The organism is Pseudomonas sp. MWU12-2345 (assembly GCF_023242385.1).
In the GTDB taxonomy this organism is placed as follows: domain Bacteria; phylum Pseudomonadota; class Gammaproteobacteria; order Pseudomonadales; family Pseudomonadaceae; genus Aquipseudomonas; species Aquipseudomonas gingeri_D.
In genome coordinates, this window is record NZ_JALLJA010000023.1 from 72,485 (window position 1) to 90,032 (window position 17,548).

General features: G+C 64.0%; 10 protein-coding genes. 2 read left to right on the forward strand and 8 right to left on the reverse strand.

The genetic code is table 11. The features are described from left to right. Positions 1-79: 79 nt before the first annotated feature. The 4 genes from M5C71_RS30205 to M5C71_RS30220 all read right to left on the reverse strand — a co-directional run bounded on the left by M5C71_RS30205 (position 80) and on the right by M5C71_RS30220 (position 11,293). A complete protein-coding gene (locus M5C71_RS30205; protein WP_248769459.1) occupies positions 80-1,576 on the reverse strand; it encodes a TolC family protein in 1,497 nt (498 codons plus the stop codon). 93 nt (positions 1,577-1,669) lie between these two features. Then, on the reverse strand, positions 1,670-8,575 hold the full coding sequence (locus M5C71_RS30210; RefSeq protein WP_248769447.1) for an Ig-like domain-containing protein: 6,906 nt from the start codon (positions 8,573-8,575) through the stop codon (positions 1,670-1,672). Positions 8,576-8,694: 119 nt separating this feature from the next. After that, the gene (locus M5C71_RS30215; protein WP_103498491.1) at positions 8,695-9,540 is read right to left on the reverse strand and encodes a sulfotransferase; all 846 of its coding nucleotides are present in this window, start codon (positions 9,538-9,540) and stop codon (positions 8,695-8,697) included. Between the two features lie 157 nt (positions 9,541-9,697). Next, positions 9,698-11,293: a glycosyltransferase family 39 protein gene (locus M5C71_RS30220; RefSeq protein WP_248769448.1), complete on the reverse strand. Its 1,596-nt coding sequence runs from the start codon at positions 11,291-11,293 to the stop codon at positions 9,698-9,700. A 243-nt stretch (positions 11,294-11,536) separates the two neighbouring features. On the opposite strand from M5C71_RS30220, the gene M5C71_RS30225 reads away from it, so the two are divergent. Continuing rightward, positions 11,537-12,127 carry a tail fiber protein gene (locus M5C71_RS30225; RefSeq protein ID WP_248745498.1) on the forward strand — a complete coding sequence of 197 codons (591 nt, stop codon included), beginning with the start codon at positions 11,537-11,539 and terminating at the stop codon, positions 12,125-12,127. Positions 12,128-12,323: 196 nt separating this feature from the next. Continuing rightward, positions 12,324-12,635: a hypothetical protein gene (locus M5C71_RS30230; protein ID WP_248769449.1), complete on the forward strand. Its 312-nt coding sequence runs from the start codon at positions 12,324-12,326 to the stop codon at positions 12,633-12,635. On the opposite strand, the gene M5C71_RS30235 is transcribed toward M5C71_RS30230, so the two are convergent. From M5C71_RS30235 to M5C71_RS30250, 4 genes are read right to left on the reverse strand one after another with little or no spacing between them, the layout of a single operon-like run. Beyond that, positions 12,628-13,122 (reverse strand): GNAT family N-acetyltransferase, encoded by a 495-nt coding sequence (locus M5C71_RS30235; RefSeq protein ID WP_152741826.1) that lies wholly within the window; start codon positions 13,120-13,122, stop codon positions 12,628-12,630. The two genes, M5C71_RS30230 and M5C71_RS30235, sit on opposite strands and share 8 nt — an antisense overlap. 29 nt (positions 13,123-13,151) lie before the next feature. Beyond that, positions 13,152-15,248, reverse strand: coding sequence for a biotin/lipoyl-binding protein (locus M5C71_RS30240; protein ID WP_248769450.1), 2,097 nt, complete (start codon positions 15,246-15,248; stop codon positions 13,152-13,154). After that, positions 15,248-16,570 (reverse strand): HlyD family efflux transporter periplasmic adaptor subunit, encoded by a 1,323-nt coding sequence (locus M5C71_RS30245; RefSeq protein WP_103498485.1) that lies wholly within the window; start codon positions 16,568-16,570, stop codon positions 15,248-15,250. The genes M5C71_RS30240 and M5C71_RS30245 overlap by 1 nt, the downstream gene beginning before the upstream one ends. After that, positions 16,567-17,355 carry an efflux RND transporter periplasmic adaptor subunit gene (locus M5C71_RS30250; RefSeq protein WP_103498484.1) on the reverse strand — a complete coding sequence of 263 codons (789 nt, stop codon included), beginning with the start codon at positions 17,353-17,355 and terminating at the stop codon, positions 16,567-16,569. Before M5C71_RS30250 ends, M5C71_RS30245 begins: the two co-directional genes overlap by 4 nt. Between the last annotated feature and the right edge of the window lie 193 nt (positions 17,356-17,548).

Consider the following 17,548-nt stretch of genomic DNA (forward strand, 5'->3'; position numbering starts at 1 on the left):
CCCGCGCCCAGCCTGTCGAGCAAGTGTTCGACACAGGCCTCGCGCCGGCTGGCGCTGATGGACCCCGTGGTCAGGTCGGTCATTTCGCTTGAGCAGGCCTCACAGGTTCATCGATCTTGCCCGCGGCCCAGTCGGATTCACGGCTGGCCAAGGCCCCGGCAATCGACTGGATCTTGGTCGAAGAGACTTCCGGCGGCAGCGGATCAAGCCCGGCACTGGCAAAGATCTGCCCATAGGCGTTGCGCAGGTCGGCATAGGCCAGGTCGCGACGCAGGTCGGCCTGCAAGGTGTTGAGCTCGCCCTGGATCAGGTCCAGTTCACCGAGCCCCGCAGCCTTGTAGCGGTTGCGCAACTGACCGGCGATCTGCCCGTCAATATTCGACAGTTGCTGGCTGGTCTTGAACTGACGCACGGCTTCGTTGAAGTTGGCATTGGCCACGTAGAGCTGGGCCAGCACCGCGATGGACATGGCCTGGCGGCGTGCCGTGGCGACCTCTTCACCGGCCTTGGCGACGTCGATGGCCGCCGGGGCGGAGATCACGTTGAACAGGTTCCAGGTGACCTTGACGCCGTAGTCGGCCCACTTGTCGTTGACCAGGAAGGAGTTACTGTCGTAATGGCCGCCGGCGGAGAATTCCAGGCCCGGCAGCAGGCGCAGCATGGCCTTGCGGGTTTCGTTGGCGCTGATGCGGGTCTGGTAGTCCTGCTCGCGCAGTTCCGGACGGTTGGCCAGGGCTTCCTGCTCCAGCTTGCCCATGTCGACCTTGAGTTCCGGGATCTCGTAGTTTTCCGGGGTCGCCAGGGTCAGCTCGGTGCCCATGGGCAGGTTGATCAGGGTCGCCAGCTCGGTCTTGGCCAGGGTCAGCGCCTTGCGTTGTTCTTCCAACTGGCGCGTGGCGACGATCAAAGCGCGCTGGTAACCCAGGGCCTGGACCGGGTCACCGATACGCTGGTCGCTCATTTTCTCGCTGTTGCCCTGGGCCTGCTCGACCCGCGCCATCAGGCTGTCGATCTGCTTGAGCAGGCGCTCGGCGGCCACGGCACGCCAGTAGGCCGAACGCACGTCCTGGACGATGGTGTTGACCACCTTGCGCCGGCGTTCCTGGACGATCAGGCGTTGGTCGCCCTGCTGCTTGGCGTTGATATAGCTCACGCCGAAGTCGAGCACGTTCCAGACCATGGTCAGGTCACCGACACGGCGGTCACGGTCCTGGGAGGTCGAAGGGACCAGGGACTGCTCGCCGGTCTGGACGTTCTGGCTACTGGAAGCGCTGACGTTGTTGCGCCCGGCATAGCCGGCGGACAATGCCATGCGTGGCAGCATGTCGAAGCTGGCGAGGTCGAGCTGACGCTTGGCCAGGGCCTCCTCCATGATCTTGAGCCGGCCTTCGAGGTTGTACTTCACCGCTCGGGCCATGGCCTGGTGCAAGGTCAGCGGGCCATTCAGCGGCTCCTGATCCTTGAACATGGTCTGCATATCGCTCTTGGCACGTTGTTCACTGACACTACGATCGATCGGCTGGCTGGTGACGGCACAACCACTGACTACCAGCGCCAGCAAGCTGACGCTGAACAACTTATGACTTCTTCTCATCCCTTGCACCGCCCCTGACTACTGCATTCTTTTTTATAGGCGCCGACCAGCGTCGGCGCAGCTTCCCAATAGTGCTCAGGCCGACATTTCGCTGATGCCGACTTGTTCCAATGCCCAGGCTAGTTCATGCAGCTGTTTCTGCTCTCCGTCTTTGATTTTCTGCAATTGCTGCCCCAGGGTCGGCGCGCCGAAAATACCGCGCGCGCCCTGTGCCGGCTCGCCCAGGCCCTTGCCATTACGGTCGAAGACCTGGTTGGCCGAGGTGTCGCTGTTGCCCGACTCGCGATTGAAGATGCTCGACATGGTGCTGCTGCCGAACACCCCGCCATCGCCGCCGCCGAAACCGAGGAAACCACTGGTACTGCCCGTGGCACCGCTGTCGCTGCTGAACACCTGGGCGATAAAGCTCGGCGCCAGTACGTTCGGATTGATAAAGATATTGCCCAGCGGTGGCAGGCCATCTCCCGAGCTGCGCTGTTCGAACAACGGCGGGAAGCCCAGCGGCGAGCCGAGGTTGCCGGTCGGGGCGACGCTGATCTGTGGCTGCAGCGGTTGGTTCGGCGCATCCGGCCGCGCCACGGGCGTGTCCACGCGGAACTGCGGATCGCCGCCCAACGCGACCGTGTTGACCGCAAAGTTGTTGGAGTTGGCGAAGCCGGTCCCGGCGTTGCCGGCCAGGTCCGTGACCAGGCTGTTATCCAGGGTGATGAAGTTGCTCGGGTCGGTGACGTTCGCCGTCGGGGTCAGGGTCGCGGTCCAGGTCTTGCCACCGTCGGCGCTGGCTAGGTTGGACAGCACGCCGTTGGCCACGCTCAACTCCGAAAGGTCGAAGTTGCTGACTTTCTCGCTGAAGGTGAAGGTCACCACGGTGGTCTGGCCGGCGGTCAGGTTCGGGTTGGCGACGCTGATGGTCGCGGTCGGCCGGGTGGCATCGACGGCGTAGTTGTTGGAAATTGCGATGCCGGACCCGGCATTGCCCGCGGTATCGTTGACCAGGCTGGTGTCCAGCACGATCAGGTTGGTGGCATCGGTGACGGCGGCCGTCGGGGTCAGGGTCGCGGTCCAGGTCTTGCCGCCATCGGCGCTGGCCAGGTTGGACAGGGTGCCGTTGGGGACACTGAGCTCGGACAGGTTGAAGCCGGTCACCACTTCGCTGAAGGCGATGGTCACCGTGGTGGTCTGGCCGATACCCAGGTTGTTGTTCGCCACGGAGATGGTCGCGGTCGGACGCTGGGTGTCGACGCTGTAGGTGTTGGAGTTGGTGCTGCCGCTGCCGGCATTGCCCGCGCCGTCACTGACGGCCGCATTGTTCAGGGTAATGATATCGCCGGTATGAGTCACCCCGGCGGTCGCGGTCAGGGTTGCGGTCCAGGTGATCCCGCCGTCACTGCTGCTCAAACCGCTCAGGGTGCCGTCGGCGACGCTGAACGCGGCGGTTGTGAGCCCGCTGACCGCCTCGTTGAAGGTAATGGTCACCAGGGAGGTCTGGCCGAGGTTCAGTGCACTGTTGGCGACCACAATGCTCGCCGTCGGACGCTGGGTATCGATGGCGTAGTTGTTGGAGTCGGTGGTGCCCGTTCCGGCGTTGCCGGCAAGGTCCACATAAGTCGTGTTGTTGAGGCTGATCACGTTGCTGGCATGGGTGATATTGCTGGTCGGGGTAAAAGTCCCGGTCCAGGTGATACCACCATCGCTGCTGCTCATCGTGCTCAGTGTGCCGTTGGCGACGGTCAGGTCGGCATTGCTGAAACCGGTCACCGCCTCGCTGAAGGTGACGGTCACCCCGGCGGTCTGACCGATATTCAGGGCCGAGTGGTCGATCACCACCGAAGCCGTCGGCGCCACGGTATCGACACCATAGGTATTGGACAGAGTGGTGCCCGCGCCAGCGTTGCCGGCGAGATCGCTGACCCCGGTGTTATTCAGGGAAATAACATCGCCGGTATGGGTGGTGGCCGCATTCGGCGTCAGGGTCGCGGTCCAGGTGATGCCGCCGTCGCTGGTACTGACCGCGCTCAGCGTGCCGTCGGCGACCGTCAGGTCGGCATTGGTGAAGCCGGTCACGGCCTCACTGAAGGTAATGGTCACCAGGGAGGTGCCGCCGATATTCAGGGCGTTGTTCGCCACCACGATGCTCGCGGTCGGCCGCTGGGTGTCGATGCTGTAATTGTTGGAGTCGGTGACACCGCTGCCGGCGTTGCCCGAGGCGTTCGCCACGCCCGTGTTGTCCAGCTCGATCACGTTGCTGCTGTCGGCGATATTGCTGGTCGGGGTGAAGGTCGCCGTCCAGGTGATGCCGCCGTCGTTGCTGACCACGCCCGTCAATGTGCCGTTGCTGATCGTCAGGTCGGCGTTGCTGAAGCCGGTCACGGCTTCGCTGAAGGTGATGGTCACCAGCGAGGTTTCGCCGATCTTCAGGGCGTTATCCGCCACCACGATGGTCGCGGTCGGGCGCACGGTGTCGATGGTGAAGTTGCCCGAGTTGGTGATGCCGGTGCCGGCGTTATTGGCCAGGTCCGTATAGCCCGCGTTGTTCAGGCTGATCAGGTTGGTGGTGTCGTGAACGCCGGTGGTCGGGGTGAAAGTCGCGGTCCAGGTCACGCCGCCGTCACTGCTGCTCACCGCGCTCAGGGTACCGTTGGGCACGCTCAGGTCGCTGTTGTCGAAACCGATCACCGCCTCGCTGAAGGTGATGGTCACCAATGAGGTCTGCCCGGCCGCCAGGGTCGGGCTGGCAACCACGATGGTTGCCGTCGGGCGCACGCTGTCGATGTCGTAGGCGTTCGAGCTGGTGGTCCCGCTACCGCTGTTGCCGGCACCGTCGATCACCGTGCTGTTGTCCAGGACGATGTGATTGTTGTTCTGAGTGATGCCCGCCACTGGCGTCAGGGTCGCGGTATAGGTGATGTTGTCGCTGGTACTCAAGCCGCTGAGGGTGCCGTTGTCGGTCGTCAGGTCGGCCAGGGTCATACCGCTCACCGCCTCGCTGAAGGTAATGGTCACCGTGGAGGTGCCACCGATACCCAGGTGATCGTTCGACACGACGACAGTGGCGGTCGGGCGCTGGGTGTCGATGGCCATGTCGTTGGACGTGCTGATGCCGCTGCCGGCGTTACCCGCCGTATCCTGGACCCCGGTGTTGTCCAGAGTGATGTGGTTGCTCGGGCTGGCGATACCCGCCGCTGGGGTGAAGGTCGCGGTCCAGGTGGTGCCACCGTCGCTAGTGCTCACCGCACTCAGGGTGCCATTGGACACTGTCAGGTCGGCGTTGGTGAACCCGGTCACGGCTTCGCTGAAGGTGATGGTCACCAGCGAGGTCTGGCCGATCCCCAGGTTGGTGTTGGCGAACACGATGCTGGCGGTCGGCCGCAGGGTGTCAACAGCATAGGCGTTGGAGTTGGTGGTGCCGCTGCCGGCGTTGCCCGCAACGTCACTGAAAGCCGTGTTGTTCAGGGTGATCATATCGCCGGTATGGGAGACCCCGCCGGTCGCGGTCAGGGTCGCGGTCCAGGTGATACCGCCGTCGCTGCTGCTCAAGCCGCTCAGGGCACCGTCGGCGACCGTGAAGGCGCCGGCGGTGAGCCCGGTGACCGCCTCGCTGAAGGTAATGGTCACCAGGGACGTGTTACCGGCGATGTTCAGCGCCGTGTCGGACACCACGATGGTCGCGGTCGGCCGCTGGGTGTCGATGGCGTAGTTGTTGGAGTTGGTGCTACCGGTCCCGGCGTTGCCGCTGGTGTCGGTGTAGCCGGTATTGTCCAGGGTAATGAGGTTGGTGGCGGCGGTGGTGCTCGCCGACGGGGTGAAGGTCGCGGTCCAGGTGACGCCGCCGTCACTGGTCTGCACCGCGCTCAGGGTGCCGTTGGCGATGGTCAGGTCGGCGTTGGTGAAACCGACCACGGCTTCGCTGAAGGTGATGGTCACCAACGAGGTATCGCCGATCTTCAGGGCGTTGTCCGCCACCACGATGGTCGCGGTGGGGCGTACGCCGTCGATGGCCACGTTGTTCGACGTGGTGCTGCCGCTGCCGGCGTTGCCCGCCATGTCCTGGACCCCGGTGTTGTCCAGGGTGATGTGGTTGCTCGCGCTGACAATCGCCGCCGTCGGGGTGAAGGTCGCGGTCCAGGTGACGCCGCCGTCACTGGTCTGCACCGCGCTCAGGGTGCCATTGGACACCGCCAGGTCGGCGTTGGTGAAACCGGTCACGGCTTCGCTGAAGGTGATGGTCACCAGCGAAGTCTGGCCGATGCCCAGGTTGGTGTTGGCGAACACGACGGTGGCGTTCGGCCGCTGGGTATCGACGGCATAGGTGTTGGAGTTGGTGGTACCACTGCCGGCGTTGCCCGCGCCATCACTGACCGCGGTGTTGTTCAGGGCAATGACATCGCCGGTATGGGTGACCCCGGGGGTTGCCGTCAGGGTTGCGGTCCAGGTGGTGCCACCGTCACTGCTGCTCAAGTTGCTCAGGGCACCGTCGGCGACCGTGAAAGCGCCGGCCGTGAGCCCAGTGACCGCCTCGCTGAAGGTAATGGTCACCAGGGACGTGTTACCGCCGATGTTCAGCGCTGTATCGGACACCACGATGGTCGCGGTTGGTCGCACGGTGTCGACGACGTAGGTGTTGGAGGTGGTCGTGCCGGTACCGGCGTTGGTCGCGGTATCGGTATAGAGGGTGTTGTCCAGGGTGATGACGTTGCCGCTGCTGTTGTTGCTCGCGCTCGGCGTCAGGGTCGCGGTCCAGTGGATATTGTCGCTGGTGGTCAGGTTGCTCAGGGTGCCATTGGACGCCGTCATGTCGGCCAGGCTGAAACTGCTCACCGCTTCGCTGAAGGTAATGTTCACCGTCGAGTTGACCGTGGTGCTCAGCGTAGGCGCGACCACCGAGACGGTCGCGGTCGGACGCACGGTATCGATGGCATAGTTGTTGGACGAGGTGGTGCCGGTTCCCGGTGTACCCGTCGACGTGGAGGTGACGCCGGTATTGTCGAGGACAATATGGTTGGTGGCGCTGGTCACGCTCGAGTTCGGTGTAAAGGTCGCGGTGTAGGTGATGTTGTCGCTGGTATTCAGGGTGCCCAGGGTACCGTTGCTAATCGTCAGGTCGGCGCTGGTAAAGCCGGTCACTGCCTGGTTGAAGGTAATGGTCACCAGCGAGGTGCTGCCGATATGCTGCGCGGTGTTGGTCACCACGATGGTCGCGGTCGGCGCCGGCGCATAGGCGGTGTTGAGCGTACCGCCGTCGTTGAAGATATTGTTCACCGCCGCCACGCTGGCGCCGGTACTGCCGCCGCCCAGCGCCGGACCACCGGAGCCGCTGCCACCGACGTTGCCGGTCATCGCCGCGAAGTTGGCGGCGGTCATCAACAACGTGCCTTTGTTCCAGATCGCGCCGACGCCTTTGCCGGCCGCGCCACCGGAGTCGGCGGAGCCGCCCAGGCCACCGCCGCCACCACCACCGCCGCCAGCCGCGATGTTGCCGGAAATCACCGAAGTGCCGACGATGGTCAGGGTACCGGTACTGGCGTTGTAGATACCGCCGCTGGCCGAGGCACCGGCCCGGCCGGCTTTGTCCCAGCCGGAACCGCCGCCACCACCGCCAATCGAGATAGTGCCGTTGTTCGCCGTGCCGCCGGCCCCACCGTTACTGTAGTTGGCGGCGCCTATACCGCCCGCGCCGCCGGTGCTGCTCCCCCCCTTGCCACCCATGTAGTTGGGGTTGTAGCCGCCGCCGGTACCGCCATGGTTAGCGGTGCCGGAGGTACCGCCATAGACCCCCGTACCGAAGCCCGAGCTACCACCATGACCACCATTCTGTCCGCCAAGAGCACCACCGCCGCCGCCGCCACCACCAACCGCGCCGCCGACGTAGGGCGCCGTGACCCCGCCGCCGCCGCCGCCGCCCGAGGCCGCGTTGCTGGTCACCGTGACATTGTTCAGGGTCAGGTTACCGGCGTTGACAATACCGCCGCCCATCGCCGCGGTGCCGTCGACCCCGGCCGCCGCGCCATTGCCCACCGCCAACCCCTGGGTAATGACCAGCCCGTCCAGGGTCGCGGTGATCCCGGAGTTGATCTGGATCACCTGGGTCTTGTACTGCCCGCTGAGGGTCACATCGGGCGTGCCGTTGTGATCCAGGTCGCCTTCGATGGTGAGGTTCTTGCTCACGATCAGTTGCGAATTCAGATTGACCGTCATGCTGGCGTTGAAGGTAACGATATCGCCCGCCACCGCGCTGCTCAGGGCCGAACGCAGTGACCCGACGCCACTGTCAGCGTTGCTGGTCACGGTAATGGTCGACAGGCCGTACTGGTAGGCCGCCATGGCGTCGGCCGACAGTACGTTGTGGCTTTCGATGGTACCGGTGGCGATTTCCAGGGTCCAATCGCCCCCCAGGCCAGTGCGGTTGGTCGATGCCGCGATATCGCGCCCGGTGTATTGCGCCAGAGAGTCGACAAAGCCCAGGCCGGTGGCACCCTCGGCGGTATTACAGGCGTAGATCAGGATATCGCCGCCGACATTCATGTCATTGCCGATACGCGCCAATATGTCGGCCCGCGCCGCGACGTTGGTCGACGAAAGGTAGGTGCTGCCCAGCCACAGGTCGCCCGAGTTGCCGTGGGCGATGATTTCCACGGTGCTCACGCCCTGATGGGTGTCCAGGTAATCAGCAATCTGTTGCAGGCCGTCCTTGCCGGCCTGCAACACCACCACCTGGGTGCCGGGCGCGACGCCCTTGAGCAGGGCACTGAAATCCTGGACCCGGGAGTCGACGAAGACCACCGACTGGCCGGGTACGGCGGCCGGCGCCGGGGTCGGCGTGGCATCGGATTGCGGGTGGGCATCGGCGGGCGCGGTCGCATGATCGGTGGCCGGCGCCTTCGCCGCATCGGCGGTCGCGTGATTGGCCGGCTGTGCGGCCTCGGCCACGGTGGCGGCCACGGCACCGTCGAACAGCATGCGCGGCTCGAGCGGAATGATCATGGGTGAAACCAGGGTTCTCACACCTTCAGCCCGCGATTTCTGTTTGCTCCACCACATGCTTCACCTGCACTCGAGCGCCTGCGCGCCCAAAGGATTTTTATCGGGATAAAAAGCCGCGATCAACTGACCGCGGTATTGGTTTTCATGCGAATAACATTGGCGGCGCTGGCTGAACCATCGTTCCAGAACGACAACTGCGCATATTTTTCGAACAGGTCCGGCGGCAGGATCGTGCGCCGTGGCTCCATGGCCACCTTGGGCTTGACCTTGTGCAGGCCAGCGACCCCGAGGGCCTGGTCGAATGCCGGAGCGTCATACACCAGATGGTCGAAATCGTGCTCGAACCAGGGCTCGCCAATAAAGTCGTAGACCAGCCGCAACACCCGCTCCGGGGCCTGGGACAGCAGGTCGTAGTCGACCAGCAACACGGAGTCGGCGTGTTCGCCGTAATAGGCTTCCTTGAGCGCGGTCCAGGCGAACCCCACCAGGCGATTGCGCTGGGCCAGGGTTTCGCAACGGCTGTAGACGGTGTTGCGCTCGACTTCGTCGTTAAACAGCTTGGTGTTCTCAAAGGGGTTGGCACGATACAGCCGCTCAAGACTGTCCATGACCCAGGCGACATTGCGCACGCAGGCGATGACCTTGGACTGGGGGAACAGGTCCATCAGCGCGGGCAGGCGCGCCGACCACTGGCGATTGGTATCGAAGACCACCGATTGCTCGGTCTTGTCGGCGTAATAGGACTCGAACAGGCCGCGCAACAGACGGCGGCGCATATCGGTGTCGATCACCGCGCCGAACTCACTGCCGGCACTGCATTGTTCCAGCACGCTGTTGAACAGGGTACCGACCGGGCTGCTCATGCCGGCATGAAAGCGGGGATTCTGGAGAAGAATGGCGGACAGCAGGGTTGACCCTGAGCGCGGCAAACCGGAGACAAAGTGAAAACTACGCAATCCCTTCACCCTAGACGGAAGTCCATTTGTAGGACAAAGCGTAGCCTAAAGGTAATATTTCACACTAGTAGTATTTTGATATCAACCATCTGCGTTTTAAGTCTAAAAACACACAAACAGAGATGTTTATGGGCATAAAATATGACTTTATGGCTCTAAATCGAGCCTATTGCGGTGAGTCATCACTACACGAAGGGTGACAGACCTCATATAAAACCGCCTGGGTGTCGCCACCGGCATGCTGGTCAATTTTTCGCCAATTGTCCGGAATCGACGGGAATTCATCCGGTGCCACGCGGCTCATCACCAGCCAGACCCGGCCATTGCCCTGGGGCAGGTCGTCCAGGCGATCAAGGTAGACGCCAGCGTTTTCATCGACGAGCGTACCGAAACCATAGTTGTTGGGTCGGGTCGACACGCCCTTGGCAGTGGGCGGCGTGTACAGCCGTGGCGCGGTGGCGCTCTTGTCGTAGTAGCCCCAGGTGAGCAGCCAGAACATATCGCCCAGCACCACCTGGTCGCCGGCGACGGTGTGCTGGTTCATGTACTCGACCATATTGTTGAACTGATCGCCGGCGTCGACGGTGTAGTTGTTCTTCAGGCCCACGCCCTCCACCGCCAGGACCGCCAGCAGCAGCAACACGGCCAGGACCTTGAAGCGCCGCGCCAGGCGGTCGACGGCCAGGGCCAGGATAATCGGCAGGCCGAGCGCCGGCACGGTCAGGTAACGCTCGATAAACACCGGCGAGGCAAACGAAATGGCGAACACCAGCAGCAATGGCAGGGCGCTGTAGATCACCAGCAGCGTGTCGAAGCGGTAGCGGCTGCGATCACTCCAGACGAGGAATGTCATCACGGCCGCCATCACGCCCGGCAAGGTGACGAACAGCCACAGCGGCATGCCTTCGCCGTCGTCCTGGGCCATCAGTTGCCAGAGCATCGACGGCAGCGAGCGCAAGGTGACCGGCGGTTCCCAGCCGACATCGCCACCGACCTTCAACTCCTCCATATGCCGCACCAGGTCGATCAGCCCCGGCAGCCAGGGCAGGAACAACAGCACGATCGCCACATTGGCCAACCACCACTCGCGGCGCGCGATGTGACGGTGTGCACTGCCGGGCTGCGGGCGGATCACCAGCAGATAGAGCCAGTGCGACAACACGCACAACGCCGAAAAGTAGTGGGTATAGAAGGCGGCCGCCATCAGCAGCGCATAGATCACCAGATAACGCTGGCGCGCGGGCTCACGAACCCAATACACCAGGGCAATGGTGGCCCCCAGCAGCCACACGCCCATCAGCGAATACATGCGTATTTCCTGGCTGTAGCGTACGGCCGTGGGCAGCAGGGTCAGCAGCAGGCAGGTCAGCATCGTGACCCGCCGGTTGGCGACCAGGTGCGCCAGCCAGGTACCGAGCAGCACCGTAATCACCCCGGGCACCGCACTCATCATGCGGATCGACAGGATCGAGTCGCCGAACAGGCCGATCCAGACATGCAGCAGCATGAAATACAGCGGCGGATGGACATCGTGGGACGCATGGGACCAGATGCCGGCCAGCGGGAACTGGGCCAGCAGCAGGCTGGAGCCTTCGTCGCCCCAGATCGCCGAGGCCGTCAGTTCATAAAGACGTAACGCCACGGCCAATAGCAGGAGGGCTATCAGCCAGGGTTCGCGAAGCAACTGGACAAGGGATTGCGGATGCGTGACAGGCTGACCGTAAAGTCGTTTTGCTACTTCATCATTGCTCGGAACGCCCATCACCATCCTCTAGAAATCGACAACTGCACCCGCCTGGGGGGGTATGACGCGGTGATTGTAGGCTAGAACGATACCGCCTTGCCTGACTGTTCCCATCACGACCTTGAGCATGCAAAAAACCCGGCGCGGGCCAGGACAGCGTCTACGCTTCAGGACGGTGCACAGCAGACCCGGATCGGCGGCCTACGCAGCCCGTCCAACGGGCAAGGCACTTCACTTAACACAGCTGAAGGATAAGGATCTATGGACGTATTTCTCGGCAGTATCCAGATGTTCGGCTTCAACTTCGCCCCTAACGGTTGGGCGCTCTGCAACGGCCAGTTGCTCAATATCCAGCAGTACCAGGCTTTGTTCACCTTGCTCGGCACGACCTACGGTGGCAATGGCGTGCAGACCTTCGGCCTGCCCAACCTGCAAAGCCGCCTGCCCATTGCCCAGGGCACCGGACCGGGCCTGACGACCCGGGTGATGGGTGAAGCCAGCGGCACCGAACACGTCTCCATCCTGGGCAGCAACCTGCCGCCGCAAGCGATCCCCACCACCGGCCTGACCGTCAGCACCACCATCAACCTGGCGAGCGTCGCCAGCAATCCGGTCACCGCACCGACCACCACCAATGCCTATATCGGTGCATCCGTCCCTGGCGGGCCGCCCTCGGCCGCGATCTACTCAGACGCGCAAGGCGCCTCGCCGGTCGCCCTGAAAGGCGCCACCACCACCATCGGCGGAACCCTGGCCATACCCGGCAGCGGCGTGCCCGTGGGAACGATGAATCCGTATCTGGTGGTGAACTTCAGCATCGCCCTGCAAGGGCTGTTCCCTTCCCGTAACTGATCAGGAACGCGCGCTGAAGGCGCCACAAAACCTGTAGGAGCCGGGCTTGTCAGGTCGCCGTACGCCGCGAAGCTTTTGGTGCTCTCACGGGCCTCTTCGCGAGCAAGCTCTACTCCTACAGGGACCGTGTTTGGCCTTGACTGAGCGGTATTGAGCCAAATGCCCTGATTCTTGCCGTGCATGACGGAGAATATCGATGCTGCAACAAGTTTCAAGTGAACACTTCCAGTTGCTGATGAAACAGCACTGCCCGCTGCACCTGCCCGACGGCAGCCTGCTGCCGATCCAGATCGAGTCGATCGTGCTGCGCCCGCAATCGCGCCTGCCGGAAAGCAGCCGGATTCCCTTCAACGTGGTGTTGCGCAGCCTGGGACCGACGGAGTTCGTCGACGGCCTGTGCGCCCTGGAGTTACCGCAACTGGGTCGCGTGGACGCCGTCTTCGTGTCCCGCGAGCCGCCCCTGGGCCGTGATCCGGCGCTGGGTTACTTCAATATCGTTTTCAACTGAAACCCGGGTACCAGATCAAGCGTTCAGCCCCTGGCGAGCTCTCTTCGACCCGAAACCCCAGCGCCAGGTAATGCTGGCGCGCCTGGGGATTACTCGCCCAGACCACCGTCGCCACCGGGCAGCGCACCTGCTCGGCGGCCTTCTGCACCCCTTGCAGAACACTGCGACCAAACCCCTTGCCACGGGCCGCCGGGATAAACGCCAGGTACAGCACGCGGATTTCGTTGGGGCCGAAGTCGGCGCTGAGCACGCCGATGGGGATGTCGAGCTTTTCCACCACGTAGTGCATCGCATCGGGGAAGTGCTCGCCGATCCCATGCTCCTGCACCTGGAATTGCTGGGCGACCACTTGTTCGACCACCTCGGGATCGGCGTCGATCCACTGCAACTCGGGCCGGGCCGACTTATAGAGACTCTGCAGAAAAGGCCCGTCGGTAGGCCGTGAGGGCCGCATGGACAAACCGGCGGCAGACGCATTGTTCAACATCGGTTGTACTCCCTGAACCGTTGTACTGACTAGAAACCACTCTCCCGCACGCCCAGGGCGGCCATGCGCCGCCAGGCCGTGCCCAACAGTGACTCACTGCGTCCCTGCAACACCGCTACACCACGCAGTGGATGGCTGGGCGTCGGCATGTCCTCGAGCAACCGCAAGCGGGCGCCGTACTGCGCCTGCACCGGCTCCGGACGACGGTTTTCGTCGCGGCGCACGGCAATCGGGCCATGGTGATCGGAGGTCAGCGCCTCCTGGTCGATAGCCGCCACACCGTTGGCGTCGACGTCCAGCAACTCCACCGGCCAGGCCGGGCGCATCGGGTCATCCGCGACAAAACGCCCTTTCGCCCCCGGCGCAACTCGCCACAAGTCCTCTTCGGCCAGATAACCACGCATACGGGTGCCACCCTCGACCACCCGCGCCAGCGGCTCCTTGGTCGAAACCCAGCGCCCGACCGCCAATTGCGGCATCAGGTCGCGCACCTGGCCGGCCTGGGGTGCCTTGAGCAACAAACGCTCACGACGGGCCTGCAACCCCCGGTATTCGGCCACGGCCTCCGCCAGCCGTTGTTCGAGAATACCGACATCCGCCGCGGTCTCGCTGCGTCCGGCCTGACGGCGCATCTGCAATTGGAGGATATCGATTTCACGGCGCACGATGATCAAGCGCGAGTCGACGTCCGGCGACTCCAGCTCCACCAGCACCGTGCCCGCCTCGATCATCTGCCCATCATGCACATTGACCTGCTTGACCCGCGCGGCAACCGGCGCGTGCAGAGCCGTGACCCGCCCGGCTTCCAGCATCACCGGTATTTCCACGCTGCTGCGCCAGGGCACCGCCACCAGCAACAGCAGCGCCAGCAGACCCAGGCCGCTGAGCAACACCCGTGGGGTATGCGCCTGCTCACGTCGCGACCACCATTCGCGGGTTTCCTTGAAAATCGGCAGGAAGATGAACCAACCCAGTTCCACCATCATCAGGAAGATGCCCAGCAATTTGAAGAAGAGGTGATAGACCGCCAGGGCGATCCCGAAAAACAGCGCCGCGCGCCACAACCAGGAGAGGAAGCCCCACCACAGCAGGCGTCGGCGCATGGCCGGAGGCCAGGGTTCCGGGGCCGGCTCGTCGTAGCCGAACAAGGCCTCGCGCAAGCGCCAGCGGCACAGGGCAAAGGCCCGGCCCTGAAGGTTGTCGATTTCCCAGAAGTCGCTGAGCAGAAAATAACCATCGAAACGCATGAACGGGTTGAGGTTGACCGCCAGGGTGGTCAGCCAGGTGGCGCTGGCGAGCATGAACGCCGCCGTGCGCGCCGGCCCATCCGGTAACAGCGACCAGGCCAGCAGGGCGATACAGGCCAACAGCATCTCGGCCATGACCCCGCCGGCCCCGATCAATAATCGCGCCTTGCGGTCGTTGATCCGCCAGGCGTCGCTGACGTCGGTGTAGAACAGCGGCAGCATGACCATGAAGGCCACGCCCATGCTCTGCACCCGACACCCCGCGCGCTTGGCCATGAAGGCATGGCCGAACTCGTGGCAGAGCTTGGCGAAGAACAGCGCGATGCCAAAGGCCATGGCCCCGCCGAGGCTGAACAGGTGCGGGAAGGTCGAGAGAAAACGCTCCCAGTCCCGCGAAACCAGGAATACCCCGAGCCCCAGGGTGGCCGGCAAACCGTAGCGCAGCAGGCGCGGGCCGAAGCGTTGCAGCCAGGGCCAGGCGCGATTGAGGAAGGCATCCGGGCGCCACAGGGGAATGCGGAAAAACAGATATTGATGCAGCGCCATCTGCCACAGGCTCTGGCGCGACGCGGCGGCTTTCCAGGCGTAGCTGGCACGCTGTTGCGGGTCCAGCGAGGCGATCAGGTCATGGGAACGCAAAAAGCCCAGCAACTGCTCCAGCTCCGGGTCGCCCAGGGGCAGGCCCGGTTCGCGGTTCGCCGCTTGCAGCACCTGCGTCGGATCACCCAGCGACCAATGCCGCAGCAAACGCATGGCCTGGACACCGAGCTTGAAATAACGCCCGCGCACCGGGTCGGCCAGGGTCCAGCGCGGCGAGCCATCCAACGCCGGGGCGGCCGCGGTGAGCTGCAGATCCGCGCGCAGGCTGGGCAGGTTCATTACAGCCCGACGCTCTGGCGCAGCCCGGCCAAGGGCCGGCGCAGCAGGTACAAGGCCAGCGGTGCGCGCTGGCCGAAGAGTTTCGCCGTGCCGCGCAAGCCGATACGCGGTACCGGGGTATCGGTGAAGCTGGCATCCAGGCGATAGGCCAACTGCCCGGCCGGGGTCGATTGCGCCTCGTAGGCCACCCGCTCCAGCTTGGCCGAGTAACGCTGCAAGGGGTCGCTGTCGAGGAACAAGGCGACTTCGGCGTCGGACGTCAGGGCAATGGCGTCGCCGACCGCCAGTTCAATGCGCAGTTCGGCCTGGCTCGGGTCGGCGATTTCCATCAGCCGCTCACCGGTCTGCACCGGCTTGCCGGTCCAGCGTTCGGCGTCGGCGAACACCGCGATACCGTCACGCTCGGCGCGCACTTCGCTGCGTTTGAGCAATTCGGCGGCGTAATCGCGTTCGGCGCGCTTCTGCTCGACCCGCGCCGCCAGTAAATCGATCTTCGAACTCGACTCTGCATCGGCAAAGGCGCGCTGGGCATTGGCCTTCAATTCGGCTTCGGCCACGCCCAGGGCACGTTGGGCCACATCGGCCTGGGCCTTGAGGGTGGTGCTTTCGAAACGTACCAGCAGGTCGCCGGTTTTCACTGTCTGGTTCGGCTTGACCAGGAACTCGGCAATCACCCCGTCCAGCGGGGCTGCCACCACCCGGCCGGCCAGCGGCACGACTTCCGCCGGCGCCAGCACCGACTGGCGCACCGGAATCAGCAAACTCAGCAGCGCCAGCACCACCAACAACGCCTGGCGCTTGCGGGTAAAACGCAAGCGCCACGGCCGGCGGGGCTGAAGGGCGAGCCAGGCATGGCTGTAGGTGTCGCCCAATTGCGCCAGCAGCACCTGTTCGGAAGGGCTCCAGGGATTGTCGCGGGCCAGCCAGAGGCCGCCGAAGACCTCGCCCTTGTGATCGAGCAGCGGCAGCCAGAACACCTGGGGCGCCGACAGGCTCTGCCAGTCCTCGCGCACCGAAGCGGTGAAGGCGTCCATCGGCACCACGGTCGCCGGCTTGGCCCGTTCCAGCTTGAAAATCTGCGCCACGGCGTGTTCGACGAAGGCGACAAACGGCGCATTCGGTTCCACCGAGCTGACCCCGGTGACCGCCCGCACCTTACCGGCGATCAGCAGGGCAGCGTGGCGAAAGCCAAACAGCGCCTGGCCGTCGTTGACCAGGCTATAAGCCAGCTGTTCGGTGGTGCGGGCAGCGCGGGTCACGCGTTCAAGGTCGAGGAACTGGGCGAACACCCGCTCCACGGCACCCGCTACCGGTGCGTTCATTTCAGCGCCTCGAAGCGCGCGGTGCCGCTCATGCCCGCCAACAGGCCGTCGGCCTTGGGCAGGCTGGCCACCAGCAACAGGGTCTGGCTGCCTTCATCGATCCGCGCGCCCAGGCGTTTGATGGTGGCAGTCAGTGGCTGCCCGGTTTCATCCGGGACAAAACTGAAAGTCTGGCCGGCCTTGAGCTTGCCCATCCAGCGCGACGGTACCAGCAGGTGGATTTCCAGGGTACGGTTGTCGACGATCTCCAGCATCGGCGACCCGGCCGAGACGCTTTCATAGCGCTGGACCTTGCGCTGCACGACCTGGCCGTCATAGGGCGCAATCACGCTGCAACGCCTGACCTGCACCTGGTAGACCTGGGACTGGGCCTGGGTTTCGGCGAGCTTGGCCTCGGCGCGGGCCACTTCGAAGCGGCCGACGGAGTTCAACGAAGCCAACTGTTTATTGTGGGCCAGCTCTTCACTGGCACCGCGGCTGGCGGCCTGGGCGGCATTGAGCTGGGCCTGATAGGCCGAGCAGTCGAACCGCGCCAGGGTGTCGCCCTGCTTGAAGGTTTCACCTTCACTGAACGGTAACTCGACGATACGCCCCGACAGCTCGCTGGCGAGCATCGCCTGGTCACGGGCGCGCAACACGCCACGGGCCTCGCTCGCGGCGACGGCATGGGTCGCTGCAGCATTATTATTGTTATCCAACAGCGGGTCAGTCTCGGCCGGCGTCTGCGCCTGAGCCAGGCACGCCATGCAGGACAACCCAAACACACCCAACCGCAAACACCACATATTAAGGGACTCCTTGTCGGACAATCGCGAGTCTACGGCAGCCGTATCAAGCGTCAAGCCAATTGCCACTATGTTTATCGAACGACCGGGCGGTCGCCGATGTGCGGCAGATCACAGGCTGCAACGCCGTGCTGGGTACAAGCATAGGTGTTGTGGCCCGGCTTCGGTATTATTCGCGCCATTCCCGGCCTCG

Excerpts from the sequence above, each read along its gene's own strand:
- M5C71_RS30220 (WP_248769448.1), bottom strand. The coding sequence starts at position 11,293 with ATGGGCGTTCCGAGCAATGATGAAGTAGCAAAACGACTTTACGGTCAG.
- M5C71_RS30235 (WP_152741826.1), bottom strand. The coding sequence starts at position 13,122 with ATGTTGAACAATGCGTCTGCCGCCGGTTTGTCCATGCGGCCCTCACGG.
- M5C71_RS30210 (WP_248769447.1), bottom strand. The coding sequence starts at position 8,575 with ATGATCATTCCGCTCGAGCCGCGCATGCTGTTCGACGGTGCCGTGGCC.
- M5C71_RS30225 (WP_248745498.1), top strand. The coding sequence starts at position 11,537 with ATGGACGTATTTCTCGGCAGTATCCAGATGTTCGGCTTCAACTTCGCC.
- M5C71_RS30245 (WP_103498485.1), bottom strand. The coding sequence starts at position 16,570 with ATGAACGCACCGGTAGCGGGTGCCGTGGAGCGGGTGTTCGCCCAGTTC.
- M5C71_RS30230 (WP_248769449.1), top strand. The coding sequence starts at position 12,324 with ATGCTGCAACAAGTTTCAAGTGAACACTTCCAGTTGCTGATGAAACAG.
- M5C71_RS30250 (WP_103498484.1), bottom strand. The coding sequence starts at position 17,355 with ATGTGGTGTTTGCGGTTGGGTGTGTTTGGGTTGTCCTGCATGGCGTGC.
- M5C71_RS30240 (WP_248769450.1), bottom strand. The coding sequence starts at position 15,248 with ATGAACCTGCCCAGCCTGCGCGCGGATCTGCAGCTCACCGCGGCCGCC.